This window comes from Streptomyces sp. SAS_281 (assembly GCF_052542855.1).
On the sequence record NZ_JBMNDO010000097.1, the window covers coordinates 1 to 16,911 of the forward strand.

The window sequence follows — 16,911 nt, forward strand, 5'->3', positions numbered from 1 at the left end:
GCGACCGCCACCTGTGGAGCGACGAGCTGCTGCGCGGCGCGGCCCCGGCCGCGGGCGCGCTGCTCCTCCTCCTGGCGGCCCTCGTCCTGTGGCGGGCCGTGGGGTGCGGCCCGCCCCCGGGGATGTGGGTCAGGAACCCGACGGCGGTTGGGTGGGATACGCCCAGTTCGGCGGCGTCGCAGAGCCGGTGGCCGATGGCCCGGACGCCGGAGTGCCCGAGGCCGAAGGTCCGGAGTCGGCGGGCGGCATGGAAGTCATGTTGGCGCCCGGAGCCGATGCGCCTGTGAGGTGACCGGAGCTGCCCGCGACGCCTTGGGCAGTCGATCCGGCCCCTTCCGGTTCGTCCTCGCCGGGTCGGGTGATGAGCGGCGGGATGCCGGGGCGCTGGATCAGGGCACGGCCCTTGTCGCCGGAGGCGTTGGGGTCCTCGCCGTACCGGAAGCGGGTTTGCTGCTTGGGCGGACCGGCGTCGATGCCCTCCTTGCTGAGGTTGCCGCCGGAGGGGTTGATACCGGAGGCGACGCCATCGGTCCCTGCACCGGGGACCTGGTTCGGCCCCTGCGGAGCGGGGGTGCCGGTGCTGGCCCGCATCGCGAGGCTGCCCGCGGTCTTCGCGGCTCCGGCAGCGACTGCCATGCCGGCGACGCCGGTACGGTGCATGTCGTCGTGGCCACCGCCGTCGCTGGCCCAGTGCACGAACTTGTACGTCGCGTAGGGGCAGAGCAGCACCAGGACCATCACGACGATGCCGGTCATCGCGTCGGACAGGGCCGCCATTCCGTCGCTGGCGTCGGTCTTGCCCATGGCGGAGACGCCGATCAGGAAGACGACGGTCATCAGGAGCTTGGAGACGATGAGGGTGCCGGTGGCCTCGATCCAGCCACGCCGCCACCGCTTCGCGACCTCCCAGCCGCCGCCGGCACCCGCGAACACCGCGAGCGCGACCATGATCAGGACGCCGACCTTGCGGGCCACCATCACGCCCCAGTAGAGGAAGGCACCGATCGCGCACCCGAAGGCGACCAACGCGGGCACACCCCAGCCGAGGCCGTACATGGCCCCCATTTGATCGACCTTGATCACACGGCGGATCGCGTCGTCGATCGAGGTGTTGGCGGCTTTGAAGAGGCCGTCGGACAGCGCGTCGACCACGGTGATGGCGACGGTGGTGAAGGCGATGGCGGAGAAGCTGAAGAGGACTCCGGTCATGGTGCCGAACGCCGCCTTGGCGAGTGCGCGTTCGTCTCGGCGCCAGGCCGCGGTCATGAGCTGGATGCAGAAGATGCCGACGGTCAGGGCGAGGCCGATGGGCAGCAGCAGCTCGTAGTTGTCGCGGAACCACCCGGCGTTGAGGTCGATGGCCGTCGTCTTGTTGACGGCCTTGGCGGCAAGGTCGGCCGCGCTGGACGCCAGCTCGCCCGCCGACTTCGCGATCCACGCGCCGAGACCGTCGGTGACGGTGCCGGCGGGGTTGGTGGCGAAGTCGACAGCGCCGCACACCTTGTCCATCAGCGGGAAGTCGCAGACTCCCATGGTTCGTACCTCCGTTCTTGGGCGAGGGTCAGGGCGCGACGGACGGCATGACGCCGACCAGGGCGCAGGGGTGGTTGGGCCGGCACTGGACCGCGAGGGTGGTGGACCGGCTCTCCGCGCCGCCGGCGGCCGAGCCCTTCCAGCGAATCGACTGCTTGCCGGAGACCGTGACGGCGTAGACGTACGCCTGGGTGATCGCCCCGGGGTCGTCCTGGAGGGCCTGGGTGAAGGCGTGCGGGAAGTGCCCCTCGTTGATCTTGGCGGTGGCGACCTGCTTGTTGGCCGCCATCTCCTTCCACAGCACGGCCGAGGGGACCGCCTGGTCGACGGAGGCCGGGTCGGCGTACTTCGACTCCGTGGTCAGCCAGCCGCGCAGCGCCTTGCGCAGCTCAGGCTGCGAGTACGCGCGGGTGTCGTACGACCACAGCGCCTCTGCGGCGGCCTTCCCGTACGTGATCGGGTCGTGGGCTTTCGGCGGAACGGGCAGAGCGCGGGGCCGGGTGTGCGGCCCGGACGGTGCCGCGGACGGCGGGGACGCCGTGGGCGAACTCGGCGGTGGCGCAGCGGTGTCGGAGGGGCTTCGGCCCTCGCGGGTTAGGTAGGCGGCCAGGCCGGCGAGGGCGACGAGGACCGCCAGGACGGCGGTGCCGAGCAGCGCCCGGCGGCGCACGCGAGATGCGCCGCCGGGGTGGGTGGAGTGCTGAGACATCAGTGGACCCTCAGAATGGAAGCGGTCCGGGAGGACCGGGTATGGCTGATCAGTGGATGCCCTCGATGGCTACGCAGGTGTGGCCGCCCGGTCCTTCGGGACGCTCCGACTGGTGATTGAGAACTGCGACGATCGCTCTTGAGGGTCCTGTCGGCGGAGTGTTCCTCGGGCCGAATGAAGGCTGGCCACGACGGAACGGAGCACCCCGAGTGACGGACCACAGCGCACGCATATGGGTTGGGGTCGATGCCGGCAAGGCCCACCACTGGGCCACGGCTATCGACGCCGATGGCCAGATGGTGCTGTCCCGGAAGGTCATCAACGACGAGACCGAGATCCTTGGGCTGATCGCGGCGGTATGTGAAGCGACTGATGAGGCGTTGTGGGCGGTGGACATCTCCGGCCGGGCCTCGACGCTGCTCCTCACCCTGCTCATCGGGCACGGTCAGAGCGTCGTCTACATCCCGGGCCGCACCGTCAACAGGATGTCCGCGGCCTACCGAGGCGAAGGGAAGACCGACGCCAAAGACTCGCTGGTCATCGCTGATACCGCCCGGCTGCGAAGGGACTTCGCATCGCTCAACCTGCCGGACGAACAGGTCGCCACGCTCCAGCTCTTGACCGCGCACCGGGCCGACTTGGTCGCCGACCGTGTGCGTCTCATCAACCGGATGCGCGACACCCTGGTGGGCATTAGCCCCGCCCTTGAGCGGGCCTTCGACTGCTCCGCCTCCAAGGGCGCCGTCCTGATGCTCACGGAGTACCAGACGCCGACCGCGTTGCGTGGAATCGGGTGCACAAGGCTCGCCGCTTGGCTGGGCCGGCGCAAGGTCCGCAAGGCCGAAGACGTTGCCGAACGAGCCGTCGAGGCGGCTCGGGCCCAGGCCACCGTGCTGCCCGGTGAGGACCGAGCAGCACGGCAGGTGAGCGCCGTCGCTCGCCAACTCCTGGGGGTTGATGAGCAGATCAAGGAGACCGAGCGGGAGATCCGCGAGGTTTTCCGCAAGGACGAGCGCGCCGCGGTAATCGAATCGATGCCGGGCATGGGCCCGATCCTGGGCGCGGAGTTCGTAGCGATCGTCGGCGACCTCTCCGGGTACGTGGACGCTGGACGCCTGGCGTCCCATGCGGGGCTGGCCCCGGTGCCACGCGACTCCGGGCGCCGGACCGGCAACTTCCAGCGGCCGAAGCGCTATCACCGGCGGCTGCGGCACATCTTCTACTTGTCCGCGCAGACGGCGATGATGAGGCCCGGCCTGTCGCGCGACTACTACCTCAGGAAACGAGCTGAGGGCCAGACGCACATCCAGGCCGTGCTCGCGCTGGCGCGACGCCGAGTGGGTGTGTTGTGGGCGATGTTGCGTGATGGGCGGCCGTACGACTCCGGTCCGCCGGTTGCGAAGGTGGCTTGACTTCTTCATTAAGACACCTGCGTCCCGAGCGTCGAGAAGAAGGCGACCACGCCGTTGGCCGCGCCGAGCAGAAGGGCCGCGCCCGCGCTGACCAGCACGCCCTTCTTCCCGTTCGCCTCGGCCTGGTGGCCGCCCGAGTGGTGACCCCAGGCCCATACGCCCGCGCTGACGGCGAGGGCGCCGACCACGGCGATGAGCCCGAAGAGGTTGATCGAACCCATCACCTGCTTGAGGACGTTGAGGCCAGGGAGCCCGCCCTCGTTCGGCTTGATTCCGGGGTCGTAGGCGAGCTGTATGACCTGGTCAGCGAAATGCATGGGATCTCCAGTTCGAATGAGCGCACGCCAAAGCCCGGTGGGGCGAACCAGCGGTGCGAGGGGGAGGTGAGGAGGGGGAGGAGCGCCGGTCAGACGACTCGGCGGGCCGCGAGAATCCGCGAATTCCAGGACGCGACGGTGGTGATCCGTACGACGTCGCCGGTGTGTGGGGCGTGGACGATCAGGCCCTGGCCGATCGCCATTCCGACGTGTTCCGGTACGGCGGCCGTCCCCTCGGTGAAGAGGAGGTCGCCCGGCTTGAGGGCATCGACCGAGACGGCCTTGCCGTCCTTGACCTGCGTGTACGTGGTCCGCGTCAGGGTGACCCCGGCGGCCTTGTACGCGCCCTGCATCAGGGAGGAGCAGTCGCAGCGGCCCATCGGGTTCTTGCCGTGGGAGTCGGCGCACGTGCCGCCCCACTGATACGGGGTGCCGAGCTGGCCGAGCGCCCACCGGATGGCCGTCTGTACCTTCGGCGGCGCGGAGGCGGGAATCTTGTACTCGTCCGGCAACGCGCCCGCCGGGATGGTGCCGAAGTCCGTCCCATCACCGTCCGCCGAACAACCCCCCGCGGAATCGGGAGAGGGGCTGCCGGCGTCGGCAGAACCGGACGGCGACGGGCTCGGCGATGCACCGCCGGCCTCCTGCAGCAGGGGCTCGATGGTCTTCTGCAGGGCGGTGGCCAGCGGCTCCCACCTGGCGTACGCCTCCGGAAAGCCCGACTTCTGCACCGCCTGCGCGGCCTGGGTGACAGAGAGGGACTGCCACCCGGAGACCTTCTTGAGCCCTTCGTAGAACTTCGTCGAGGCGTGCACCGGGTCAAGGATCTGGCTGGCCGTGCCCCAGCCCATCGACGGCCGCTGCTGGAAGAGACCCAGCGAATCGCGGTCGCCGTAGGTCAGGTTCCGCAGGCCGCTCTCCTGCAGCGCGGTCGCCAGGGCGACGACCTGCCCTCGGGCTGGGATGTTCATCGCGACGCCCGTGGCCTGGATCGTCTTGGCGTTGGGCACCTGGTCGGCGGGCGCGTCCAGGCCCGGCACGGAGACCGGGCCCTTGTCGCCGCCGTCCAGGAGGGCCTTCACCTGCTTGGCAACGGCGGAGGTGTCAACACCCTGTGCACCGTCGGTCGAGCACGATGCCGAGGCAGTCCCGGCACCGATGCCGAGGATCGGCAGTGCCAGCAGGAGTGGTCCGGTGGCGCACAGACCGACGAGGGCTCCCGTCGTCTTCTTCACGGCCGCCGCCGTCCAGCACGACGGCGGTGCGAACCAAATGACAGAGGTGGGCCGGGGCGCGGGTGTGTCAGGGCATGCTGCATCGCAGCGGCTCCTCGGTGTTCGTAGGAGGCGCGGTGCCGACTTCTCGTGCAAAGCCGTCGGCACCGCGCCGATGTGCATCCGCCTCTCGGCGGGCCCGGGTCAGAGGGGTTGGTAGCTCCAGGACGCCGGTTTCAGGTCACGCGCGGCAGCCAGCCGCGCTCGTAATCTCAGGCGGTGCATAGGGGCCTCCTCACGGCGCTCGCGGGCAGATGGGCAACATGCCCCCGACGGTGCTCGATTGGACGAGACGGCACGGATAAGCACAGCTCAACGGGGGTGCAGCAGCGCTCCTTCCCGGTGGCACGGCGAGACAGTAGACCGGGATTCCGGCCGCACCAAACGACTGCCATCCAGGGGCCCGAAGCAGGGAGCCACCTCGTTAGGCGCGGCCGGAATTCGCCATTAACCTCCGCTGCAACCTCGCGCCGAATGCGCGCCGTTGAGCGCTGTCCGGAGCGGGTCCAGACTCCGCCGTGCCCGAAAAGAGGCCCTCCCCATGAGCTACACGCTGCACCGAGGCGACGCCCTGACCGTCCTGAAGTCCCTCCCCGACGAGAGCGTCCAGGCGGTGATCACCGATCCGCCGTACAACTCCGGAGGCCGCACCAGCTCCGACCGAACCGGCCGTACCGCCCGTGCCAAGTACGTCACGAGTAACTCGGCGCACGACCTCGCCAACTTCCCGGGCGAGAACCGCGACCAGCGCTCCTACCGCTCCTGGCTCACCGAACTGCTCACGGAGGCGTACCGTGCCTCGACCGAGCACGCGGTCGCGATGGTCTTCACCGACTGGCGGCAGGAGCCGACCACCTCCGACGCTCTACAGATGGCGGGGTGGACCTGGAGCGGCACGATTCCGTGGATCAAGCCGTCCAGCCGGCCCCGCAAGGGCGGGCCGAAGCAAGACTCGGAGTTCATCATCTGGGGGGTCAAGGGTTCTCTCGACAACACCCGCGACCTCTACCTGCCGGGCCACTACATTGCCTCCCAGCCCCGCAAGGGCCGGGTTCACATCACCCAGAAGCCGGTCGAGGCCATGCAGCAGCTCGTCCAGGTCTGCCGCGAAGGCGGCACCATCCTCGACCCGTTTACCGGCAGCGGCTCCACCGGGGTCGCGGCCCTGCGCGAGGGACGCCGCTTCGTGGGCGTCGAGCTGTCCGCCCACTACGCCGACGTCGCCGAACAGCGACTGTTGCAGGCGATGCAACAGACTCGTACCCGTGAGGACTTCGAGCTCGCCGGCCCCGAAGAGTGAGAGCAAGGCGCCTCGGTGAGCTAGGCCAGAACATTGAAGGGGGCGGTTGTGCCATCGAAATCCCGGTGACACAACCGCCCTTGACCATTATGGAAGCTACTGAGCTTAGACTCCTATTCCAGGATCAGTTTGCGTTCCTCAGCGACCTTTGCCACTGTATTGGCCACCGCCTTCAAGAAACTGTTCTGATCGGGAGAAGCGGCGACAGTTGGGATAGGAGCGCCGCGCCCGAACACCTCGGCGTCGATGATGCGGGATCGAGTGAAGGTTGATCCGACCCCTTGTTGGCGATAGGCGTCGAGCCAGGCGTTCTGGACGTCTTCCTTGAGCCGCTGGGTGGTCAGGGTGTACAGCTTTCCGGTGACCGAACTCGTGATTTCGTCAATGACCGCTTGGCGCTCGTCTTCAGTGGGTTCGCCTCCTTCCCAACGCACGGGCCGCTGCAGCATCAGGAAGATCTGCACTTGGAGCTCTGTACGCAGGTCAGCAACTGGCCTTAGCGAGTCGTATTCATCCCTCCACCCCTCACCGAGCCTACGAGTAAGTGCCTTCACGCGGGTCCAGTGCTCTTTGGGTGCGGCCGCGTTGTACTCCAGACCAAGCAGGCCGCGCCACCGCCTGTGGAAGTTGCGTGCCGCTTCGGTGACCGCGAGTGATAGATTCATGCGGTCGAATACGGGCTTTGCCGGTCCTGTCGACGGTAGTTCCTCTTCGGCGCAGAGCGCCGCGCTCAGGGACCGCAGTTGTTCAACTGTCCGCCGAGCGGCCTTCTTTGTGGGGTTCAGCGGTTCGTGCATTCCCCCGGCGAAGTAGCAGCGCTGTTCAAGCTGCACGCGGATCCCGCGCTCGGCTGCAGGGCCTAGTTCTTCGCCGATGGCGTTGAGTACATTCTCGACGGAGGCGAGAACATGCCTTTCTCTGTCCGAGAAGCGCGGGAGGTTATCGGCCTTCATGCGATCGAAATGGGTGAACAGAAAGTGGAGTTTGCTCGAATTTCCGGAGATGGCGATGGACTTGAGGGCTGCAACTGGAGCCGCCTGCATGGGGGCAGTGGCGTTGTCGACGACTAGGATTGCGTCAACCTCGTCGAGCCGCTTGGCCAAGTCCGTCGAAACTGAGGCAGCCGACTTTGGAGTGTGACCCAGTCCCTCGACATCGATGAGGACTAGGCGTTCACTCGTCTCCGCCCATGTCGGGATGAAGGGTCCTGCAACACGGATGCCGTTTACGAGTGGCGTCAACAAACGGCCGAAAAGTGGTGCGTAGTTGCTGGAGAATCTCATCACGGTCTTCAGGAACGTGCTGCGGTCCCCGGTTGCTAGCGTCCAGCTCAAAGGCCAACCTTGGCGGGTGCGGTGTAGTTCGCCATCGGTCAGGAGGGAGAACCTGAGCTCGACTTCGTGGAGTAGGCCATCGACGATGGCGTGAAAGTCCTCCAACTGGCGGAGCTCGGTGTCCAGCGCCTCCTCCAGGATTTCTTCGAGGACGCGCTCGTCCTCCTCGGTGGCCTGCAGCTCTGTGCGTGCTCTGACAGCTTGCTTCTCCACCAGTGAGCGCAGGTCGGATACTGCCTGAGTGAGCATTGCTGCTGTCGTGGAAGGATCGATCACGTCTAGATCGGCGGTGCCCAGGGCCATCGCGTCGTCGTCGGGGTCCTCCTCGTCCTCGGGCATGTCGTCGTCCTCATCCTCGGACGAGAGCGCTGGCCGTCCGAGCACGTAGCTAAAGCGGAAGCGTTGGTTCACGTGATCCAACAGGCGTCGCATTGCATCCTCGTCCGACTTGCGCTGGAAGATTGCGAGGGCTGCAGCCGAGACGTTCTCCGTGAGATGATCAATGACTTCTTCCCGGCCAGCGAAGGTGACTGCCGCTCGGTACGGCCCATCCTCTGTGAGGACAATCTCGGTGTCGGCTACGGTGGTTTTGGCTGTCGACGTTGACGGGAAGCGTTCATTTTCCGGATCTGTTCCGAGAAACTGCCGCACTGCCGTCGTCTTGCCAGCCCCGGTCGTGCCCAGAAGTAGGACGTTCTTGTAGCCATCGGCAGCCGTAGGCAACGTAAGGAGGTCGTCCCGAATCGATCTGAAGTCGGTCCTGGCGGCTTCGAGGCCCTCATAAAACACGTCGACGACACGGCTGTCGTAGAGTGCCGCGGCCTTGTGTCGGGCGAGGGGTTCCCACAGCGACGGTGTTCTGAGGATTTCGTTGAGCTGCTCAACCAGGGCGTCGGCCTCGGTGTCATCGGAGGTCCCCAGCCCGCGACGCACGCGTCTGCCCGGTCGCCCCGTTGAGGGGTCCAGTCGGACAGGGTGGCGGAAGATGATGGACCACCCGTCGCGCCCCTGCGTCCGGTTCTTCGACGCGGTGTAGTGCTTACCCATCTACGCCTCCGTTGTTCCCAGTTGTTCCGAGAGGTGTGAGAGTGGCAGGGATCTGCCGCTCCGTCAACCTGGTTGCGGAACAACGGGGAACAACAATGGATGCCCCGTCGAGCTATCGCTGGTACCGGTCGTAGTCGGCGTAGCTGAGGGCGTCGTGGACGGACAGCGACATCATCTGAGGCATCTACGCAACCGCTCCTTGCACCCTTGGACGTGAGTAGGCGTGTAGCCGTGCTAGAAGCAGACCGGCCCGCCCCGCCCCAGAGGCCAGGCTGGGGCAGCCAGCGGGCTGCTCCAGGGCGTCCGCCGGGTCGCGGAATAGTCCACGCCCTGAAAACCGCACTGCGCCAGTTGGCCGAACTGACGAAGGACGACTTCGAGCTGGCCGGACCGGAGGCATGAGCGTGAGAGCGGAGAGGCCGGGGCCGGCGGCCCACAGATGGCAAAGGGGCTGCTGGTGCATCGACTAACCGATGCGCCAGCCGCCCCTCCTGTTACGTCAGGCCGCCTCGAATGCCCGCCGGATCAGCGGCGCCGCCTTCTCCAGGTCGGCGGCCGAGACGACGCGGACCTCCAGGTCACCGGTCCCGAGGTGTCCGATGCCGCGCATGTCCCGGGTGTAGCCCTCCTCCAACTCGACCGTGTCTGGGCCGAGTCTGAGGTCCACCAGGATCGCCTCGTGCTTCGGACGCAAGATCACCGACGCCACATTCACCAACCGCCGGTAAGCGATGTAGTGCCGCAGCGACGCCACCTCCACCTCGCCCCATACCGTGAGCGCCTCGTCCAGTTCCGCGTACAGGTGCCGCAGGCACTCCGGCACCGCTCCGCCACCCGCAGGTGGAGAGATTGCCGAAGCCGCCGACACGGGTGCCCGCTCCCGGCCCCGGCGAGACGAGGCAGCGCTCGGGAAACCGGTCGCGGGGTCCACGAGCAGCAGCCCCAGCAGGCCACCGTCGAAGATCCGATAGCGGACCAGGTCGATCCGCTCGGGCAACCTCTGCACCGCCACCCGGTCGTGGTGCGAGAAGCCCGCCGCGATGCAGATCATCCGCGGACGACGCCAGTCGACGGACTTGGCGGCCTCGGCGCCCAGCACCTTCCGCACGAGCGCCTCGAACTCGTGCTGTGCCGATTCCAGCCAGGACAGGTAGGAGACCGCCTGAGACATCACCCCACTGTCCGAGCCTTTCTTGAACTCGATCACCACCGGGCTGCCGTTCTCATCGAGCCCCAGGGTGTCGATCCGTCCCCGGTGCCAGGGGCCGGTCTGGTACTCCGACGCTAGGAACTGGACGCCCAGCATCTGCTCCAGGCCAGCCTCGACTCGCCGCTGCAGCGTCACCTCCAGCGCCACCGTCGAGCCGGCCAGCTCGACATCCCGCCCGTCCGCGTCCTGCCGGAACATCATCAGCTCGGCCACGAGCGCCCCCTCCCGCGATCTCTGCAAGAAGACCAATCGACGATGGGCCTGAGGTATTCCGCTGCGGCCAGCGTGCCGGGTTTCACAGGGCCAACGCGCTCGTTGAGCGGAATGCGTGCGGGGTGGGCCGACAGCGGATGAGTTCTCCTGGCGTCATGCCTCCAGGATCTTGCCGAACGCTGTCCGTGCCGCCTCACCTCGATTGTTCGTTCGCAGTGATCGAGGACGGGAGAGGGGCACGAGTGCCGAGTGGGCGCACATCGCATCGGCGGTCTCGTTCGGGACGTGACCGCTGGATGCCGGGTTCGCGGGGTCGTCAACAGCGAATCAAGTCGCCTTGTTCATGAAGGGCTGCAAGGTGAGCACGGATGGCCCTCGGATGCGGGCCGCCTCGCAGGAGGATGCCGCACTCGAGATTGGTTTCCATGGCCGCGCCCGTGATGTTGGCGCTGCCGACGAGAGCTGTGGATCCGTCTGTGACAAGGATCTTTGCGTGGAGTGACGTGTGGCGAGCTGAGCGCCGGGCCGCTGGCCATGCCAGTCGAGTCGCATCCAGGTGGGGAAAGGGGATGCCGCGAAAGCTGTAGGAGGGGTTGTCCGTGTTGCGTTCCAACAAGAGTGTGATCTGAACGCCGCGCCCTGCCGCTGCCTTGAGCGCAGCGGTGATTCTTGGCTCAGTGTGCGTGGCATAGCTGACGAGCCAAATCTCGTGCCGCGCCTCGTCGATGAGAGTGGTGATGCTGTGCGCTGTCAGCCGACTGGATGTGATCCGCGTGTGGGGCCCCGTCCAGACGACGTCGATGGCCTGAGCCTTGCGCGAAGTATCCGCTGCGGCTACCGCAGCGAGAGCCCCTGCGAGGTAGTCAGGGGAGCAATGAGCAAGGCAAGCAATGAGTTGACTGCATGCGCGCCGGACTATGTTCGAGGACGCCTGGGCTCGGAGGTCCCTCAGCCTATCGATGCCTCCGCCTGCGGCAACTGAGAGTGCATACAGGTCCTGGCTGGGAAGTTCACGTGCGAGAGCCTGCACTGTGGTGATCGTATCGGTCATCGGGGAAAGGCCAGTCCGTCACTGGTCAGGTCGACGAGGACAGCGCGGTCGAGCCAGCGGTTGTTTACCTCGCAGGTCGTCTCTGATGCGAAGAGACAGGCGTGGCAGGCTGCGGCATGCAGGGCAGCGGAAGGGTCCTCTGGAACGTGTTCGGCGCAGAGCGGATCGGAGGAACAGTAGGCTGCATCCTCGAATGCCTGATCGAGAAGCCGCTGAAGATAGCGCTTCTCACCGAGCGAGACCAGGCCGCCAAGGGTGCCCTCGCTGTCGCTCGCGGAGGTGGACAGCAAGATTCCGGCCGCGGGGTTGTTGGGCGCGCCGAGGTAGAGCCGCTCTCTGATCGATGCTGAGGAGTATCCACACTCGAGAGCTACCTGGCGAATTAGCAGATGACTGAGGGTGTGGAGTAGCAGGAATCGGGCAACGGGAAAGGACGGGTCCGCAGGCAAGGATCGGTTAAACAGCCACTGATCGTACGCACGCCGCAGACGGATGATGCGGTCGTTCTGTTCTGCCTGTCGCGTCCAACTACGTACAGCATCCTCGCGGAGCTCCAGAAAGATGCCCTCGCCGCGGCGGTCCGCCGCTGGCACCCACTTCGGCTTGCCGCGAGTGAGGGGAACGCGCTGGATTGGATCCAGATCCTGGCGGCCTGGAGCCGAGATGCGGGTGAACCCGAGCAGCGCGCTCGTCTCCCGCAGCCGTGGGACGAGGACGACCTGGTGGAGCAGCTGGTCATAACCCGAGGGCTTCGGAGTCGGCACCGCGCGGAAGTCGTCGTCCTGTTTCTCGGTGGTGGGATGCGACAGAAGGCGCCACTCGGCATCCAGAAGGCTCTCGTCTGGCCGAGCGGTGCTGGGGCCGCCAGAGGAACGGATTTCTTGAATGGCGGTCCACACAACTGAGATATCAGCTTCCCGCAGCTCCCGGAGGTCCTCCACCTTACCGATCAGCAGGTCTACGATCTCCGGCGACGGTTGGGCGCTGAGAATCTCCCAATTTTTCGCGACGAGCTCGGGGACGGACTTTCCGCTGGGCAGGTGCAGCGCCGACGCTGACACGGAGAACCAGAGGTTCGAGGCGCCGAGCACCATGAGACGCAGGTTCTTGCCACAGGGACTGAACTGCTGAAGGTGTGGATGCCGGCCCCTGCAACGAGGGAGGTTCTCCCAGCCGTCTCGTCCCGAGGCGTCCATGATGTTGCCGCGCTCGTCACATTCGAGACACACGACGGTGACCTGCGGGCCCAGGGTTGAGGCCGCATCACGCATAGTCAGACGTGGTCCGTGGCAAGGTTTGGTGGCGTTTCGGTGTACGAAGGGGACGAACGGGAAGTCGTCGATGTGCCCGTCCTCGCAGACCACGACGAAGCGGGCGGGGATGCAGGCGCGGCGTTTGTTGATCGTGGTGCGCCCCTGCTTGTCGCAGTGCTTGTGTACGTACTTGGCCAGATCGGCCCGTTTTCCCCAGCGGTGTACCAGCTCGAACTGGCCGCTCCCACCAAGTGGCCCTAGGCGATGACAGGCTGGGCAGCGCAGCCAGCCAGGAAACGGGGTGACTGGTACTCCTACTCTGGTCCAGGCGTTCTCGGATTCCTTAGCGTCCCAAGGGGCCTTGCGTAGAGCCCGGACTTGCGGCCCCAGCACCCGCTGGACCCTCTCCAGAAGCCGAGGTTCGATGATCTCGGCCTGATAAATGGGGTTCCATGTGTCCAGGCCGCGCACCATGACGCTCATCGCGGGCAGGTCGACGACCGCTCCCACGCCGGCGGTGGTCATGAGGTGGCTGGGGCGAGCCTCACCGATCCGGGTCGCTACGGCCGGCCCCTCGGCACCGGCGGACTTGTTTGTCAGCAGCGGGCTCACGCGTTGCCTCCCTTTCGGTCGTAGTCCCACAGGGGTGCCTCATCGAGACTCGGGTCCTCCTGGTCGAGCTGGAGAACCACCTGTGGTTCGACCTCGCGCATGCTCCGCGGGGCCGACCACAAGTCCCAAGGGCCTGAGTCAGGTTTTTTCAGAAGGCCAGCCAGGTCTGCTCCCTCGTCGTAGCCCAGTCGGCCAGTCTGCAGACGCGACCGTCGCGAGTGCCACCTGTCCAGCCGGTGCTGGACCTCTTTGCGAACCCGGTCAGGGGCGTCCTTGTCATGCGTCACCCGGCCGGCACGATCCGCGACGGCGTCGATGAGAGCCGAAGCAAATGGGCCCGACAACGCGACATCGTGAGCAGCAGGGTTGGGCAGAGCCGCGGTCCCCGAGTGGCGCAAGGCGGTTGCGATGATTGCCGTCAGCCCGCGATCCAGTGCGCGCTCGCTGAACGGTGTGGTCGTCAGCCCTTCGACACGCATCCCGAACGTGGCGTGCTCGTACTCGAAGGTCTCGAAGTGGGCGAGGTCGCGGGGTCGACTCCAGTTGTAAATGGTCAACACCAGCCCCGGGCGGCGCTTGTCGCGACCGACACGAGACGTTGCCTGGATGTACTCAGCCGTGTTCTTCGGCTGCCCCGTCACGAGCATCAGACCGAGGCGCTGCACGTCCACACCGACCTGCAGCATGCTGGTCGCCAGCAGGACATCGATTGGGTACGAACGGCGTGATCGCACCTTCTCCTTCGCCGCCTCAGGATCTGCCTTCCGCAGCTCCACCAATGCGTTGATGGCATCGGTGGAGTCGAACTCAGGATCGAAACGACCATCGAGTTGCGCGAGGGAGCCAGCGATTCGGCTGGACGGCATCCGACTGGTCAACTCCGCCACGGTGGGACGTTTGCGCCTGGTCCGGACCCTGCTGCTCCGCAGGCGGTCTGCGATGTCGTCGTCGATCAGTCGGCGCATCCCAGCAAGCTCTTTGGTGGCGGTGAAGTAGTCCACCAAAGTCATGTATGGGTCAGCTGCGAGACCATGACGGTCGAACAAGCACTGAGCGTGCTCCAAAATCGCCGCGGCCACACGGATTTCTACTGCCTTCAGCCTCTCGCCCGGGGCCATGATGCCGCGATAGCGACGCCCTGGTGTGTCTGGGCTCGAGGAAGCGACTCGGGAGAAGAACGTCTCTCCAGCGTCGAGGACCTGAGGAGGGAATACCGCAAGGCCTCGCGCGAAGACCTGTTCAACCTGGTCACGGGCACGCCGTACGGTCGCCGTGGAGGCGACGACCACGGGGCGGATTTCGCGCCCGTTCACGACGCGAGTGGCGAGTTTGTCTACGACAGTCTCGTACAACCCGACCATGGAGCCGAGAGCGTCACTGATGAGGTGGAGTTCGTCCTGGATGATCAGATCTGGCGGCCGTGGGCGCACCGCAGGCTGAAGTACGGCGCGTGGCAGCCCCTGAGCCGCTGGGTGATAACTCCGACAGAAGCTGTCGAAATCCGGGTTGTGCCAACCATGTCGTGCACAGCGCTGCTCAGCGAGGCCGAACAAGGTTGCGGTGGCAGCCGACCAGGGCAGCTGCGCGAACTTGTCTACGGTGGCGATGACGAGGGCTGGAGTGAGCCGGTAGATCTCTTCGTCTACGGTCACCACGGGCAGGCCCTCGTCCGGCGAGTGTCGTGGTGTGAATGGGCACTGTGCCGTGGGGTCAGGGCACGCCAGGATAGTGCGTCGCCGGATCTGGGAAGTGCTAAGGCAGTGCGGGGCGAGGGGCGTTCCGCACCACGGGCAGGCCGCTAGCTGCAAGGGTCCACCGAGTTGGCCATCAGGGTTACGGTTGTCGTCGATCTGCCGCTTGGCTTCCTCAAAGCTATTGGGTGTTACCGACTTGCCAACCCACAGCCCGATGCGGAACGGGACATCGCCCCAACGCGTGTCGCCGGCCGCAATCCGCTCGCGCCGCAGCCACTCGCAGGCGCAGACCAGCGCGGCAGCCCTTTGGAACTGCTGAGCTGTGAGAAGACGGAGGGTGTAGCGCATGAGTACTGCGACGCCATCACCACCGTCCCGGGCCATGCCCCCGTCACCCTGGACGCCCTGAAGCCGGCGGATAGCGAAGGTGTATGCCGTCAAACCCAGATACGCTTCGGTCTTGCCGCCACCGGTGGGGAAGAAGAGCAGCTGAACTTCACCGTCATCGATGCTCCGATGAGCATCTGGGTGGGCAGGGTCGGTCAGCCCAGGTAGACAGAGGAGGAGGAACGCCAGCTGGAATGGACGCCAGCTGCGGTTCTCCGGCCTATTGAGCTTGCGCAGGAGTGTTGCGGTCTTAGCGTCTGGGTCAGCTGCCCGGGCGCGAACCAACTCGCTGCGGACACGCTGTAGTGCCATGGCCTGGTTGGCGAAGCGGAAGGCTTCACGGGCAAGACCGTTGTCATGGAGCAGCTGAATCGCACGCTCCAACCGGTCGGCCATGTCGTGGGCGTCGCGTAGGGCCCGGGTGCCGGACGGTTCGTATAGCCCGACCTCTGCGTCTGTGGCGATCCGCTCTTCCTGGAGCGCGAGCCACTCGCGATAGCCCGTAACGAGCGGGCTAAGCGCGCTAACGAGGCCGTCGCGCGCGAGGTCCTGCTTGCCGAGAGCCTCCATGTCCAGCTCGACACCGGGGAGATCCCGAATGTCGGCGGCCTGGATCAGCGGTACCTCTGCCTCGGGAAAGCAGGTGGTCCTGATCTCGTGCGCCCTCTTCTCCCCAGGACGCACCTTCGCCTCTGCAGAGCACTGTCGCCCGTGGGCGAACTGCCGCCTCTCCCGATAGAGGAGAGCCAGATGGAGCTTCTCGTCGTCGCTAGCGGCAGGCCTAACCCCAAGCTCAGGATCGTTCTGAGCGACGAAGATCGCTGCATGTCCGTCGAGGGCCGTCGCAGTCAACTGGACCTGGTAGAGCCTCGTCTCGTCCTTCGCCGTGGCGGTCTCGGTTTGGGCGTTGATGAGCGAGACATCGACAACCCGCTGCCCCCGCCGGTGCCGGACTGTGTAGCGCAGAAGGACCTGATCCTGATTCGGGTCGGGGATGCGCTGATCCTGGGCTTCCTTGTCGACTGGGATCTCTACGGCCCCGCCCGCAGGATGCCGCACCCAGACCGTCCGCGGGTTGCCGAGATCGGTCTGCTGGTGCTCAGACTTCGATCGCTGATAGCGGCCCCAGGCTGCGCGCACCAGCACGATATCGACATCGTCGGAGACGCGGAACGAGACACCTATGGCCGAGGCCGCCATGCGGCCGGCCCGAGCTACAGCCTCGGAGCCCTCCTCGTCATCGTCCTCATCGTCACCTAGATCATCACGGAGGGCAGGATCATCGAGCAGCGCGAGGCCGTCAGCACTGGAATTCCGAGGCAGCCGCGACCCGGGGGCGGGATCCTGCGCAGGGGCAAGCCGTGGCACCAGTCGACCCAGGAGATACTGCTCGGCAGGGCTGGTGCCGGCAAGCAGCTCCTCGTGATCGCCATCCCAGGGGCCGTGTAGATCACGCTCGAGGAATCGTTCCAGGTCGCCTCTGACCTGGAACGACGTCACCTCGGTGGTGCTCTTCCCGCTGCCTTGTGTGCCGCTCGATCCACTCACGCATCCGATGCTATGGG

Annotated in this window: 11 protein-coding genes; 2 read left to right on the forward strand and 9 right to left on the reverse strand. The window is 66.2% G+C overall.

Annotation, left to right across the window (positions count from 1 at the left end; translation table 11 throughout):
* Positions 1–129: 129 nt before the first annotated feature.
* Both ACN6LM_RS28570 and ACN6LM_RS28575 read right to left on the reverse strand, forming a co-directional pair.
* Positions 130–1,533: an SCO6881 family protein gene (locus ACN6LM_RS28570; RefSeq protein ID WP_445068264.1), complete on the reverse strand. Its 1,404-nt coding sequence runs from the start codon at positions 1,531–1,533 to the stop codon at positions 130–132.
* Positions 1,534–1,561: 28 nt separating this feature from the next.
* The gene (locus ACN6LM_RS28575) at positions 1,562–2,242 is read right to left on the reverse strand and encodes a hypothetical protein (RefSeq protein ID WP_445068265.1); all 681 of its coding nucleotides are present in this window, start codon (positions 2,240–2,242) and stop codon (positions 1,562–1,564) included.
* A 209-nt stretch (positions 2,243–2,451) separates the two neighbouring features.
* Between ACN6LM_RS28575 and ACN6LM_RS28580 the strand changes: the two genes are divergently transcribed.
* Positions 2,452–3,654, forward strand: a complete 1,203-nt coding sequence (locus ACN6LM_RS28580; RefSeq protein WP_445068266.1) for an IS110 family RNA-guided transposase — start codon at positions 2,452–2,454, stop codon at positions 3,652–3,654.
* A gap of 8 nt (positions 3,655–3,662) precedes the next feature.
* On the opposite strand, the gene ACN6LM_RS28585 is transcribed toward ACN6LM_RS28580, so the two are convergent.
* The gene (locus tag ACN6LM_RS28585) at positions 3,663–3,971 is read right to left on the reverse strand and encodes a DUF6112 family protein (RefSeq protein WP_445068267.1); all 309 of its coding nucleotides are present in this window, start codon (positions 3,969–3,971) and stop codon (positions 3,663–3,665) included.
* An 89-nt stretch (positions 3,972–4,060) separates the two neighbouring features.
* Complete coding sequence (locus ACN6LM_RS28590; RefSeq protein ID WP_445068268.1) at positions 4,061–5,206, reverse strand: C40 family peptidase; 1,146 nt, start codon at positions 5,204–5,206, stop codon at positions 4,061–4,063.
* Between the two features lie 580 nt (positions 5,207–5,786).
* On the opposite strand from ACN6LM_RS28590, the gene ACN6LM_RS28595 reads away from it, so the two are divergent.
* The gene (locus tag ACN6LM_RS28595) at positions 5,787–6,545 is read left to right on the forward strand and encodes a DNA-methyltransferase (protein WP_445068269.1); all 759 of its coding nucleotides are present in this window, start codon (positions 5,787–5,789) and stop codon (positions 6,543–6,545) included.
* A gap of 113 nt (positions 6,546–6,658) precedes the next feature.
* On the opposite strand, the gene ACN6LM_RS28600 is transcribed toward ACN6LM_RS28595, so the two are convergent.
* From ACN6LM_RS28600 to drmA, 5 genes are all read right to left on the reverse strand, one after another.
* Positions 6,659–8,926, reverse strand: coding sequence for a hypothetical protein (locus ACN6LM_RS28600; protein ID WP_445068270.1), 2,268 nt, complete (start codon positions 8,924–8,926; stop codon positions 6,659–6,661).
* Between the two features lie 499 nt (positions 8,927–9,425).
* Positions 9,426–10,349, reverse strand: a complete 924-nt coding sequence (locus ACN6LM_RS28605) for a DUF5655 domain-containing protein (protein WP_445068271.1) — start codon at positions 10,347–10,349, stop codon at positions 9,426–9,428.
* 316 nt (positions 10,350–10,665) lie between these two features.
* Positions 10,666–11,400, reverse strand: coding sequence for a DISARM system phospholipase D-like protein DrmC (gene drmC, locus ACN6LM_RS28610; RefSeq protein WP_445068272.1), 735 nt, complete (start codon positions 11,398–11,400; stop codon positions 10,666–10,668).
* Complete coding sequence (gene drmB, locus ACN6LM_RS28615; RefSeq protein WP_445068273.1) at positions 11,397–13,265, reverse strand: DrmB family protein; 1,869 nt, start codon at positions 13,263–13,265, stop codon at positions 11,397–11,399. Before drmB ends, drmC begins: the two co-directional genes overlap by 4 nt.
* Positions 13,262–16,894 carry a DISARM system helicase DrmA gene (drmA, locus tag ACN6LM_RS28620; RefSeq protein WP_445068274.1) on the reverse strand — a complete coding sequence of 1,211 codons (3,633 nt, stop codon included), beginning with the start codon at positions 16,892–16,894 and terminating at the stop codon, positions 13,262–13,264. Before drmA ends, drmB begins: the two co-directional genes overlap by 4 nt.
* Positions 16,895–16,911: the final 17 nt, after the last annotated feature.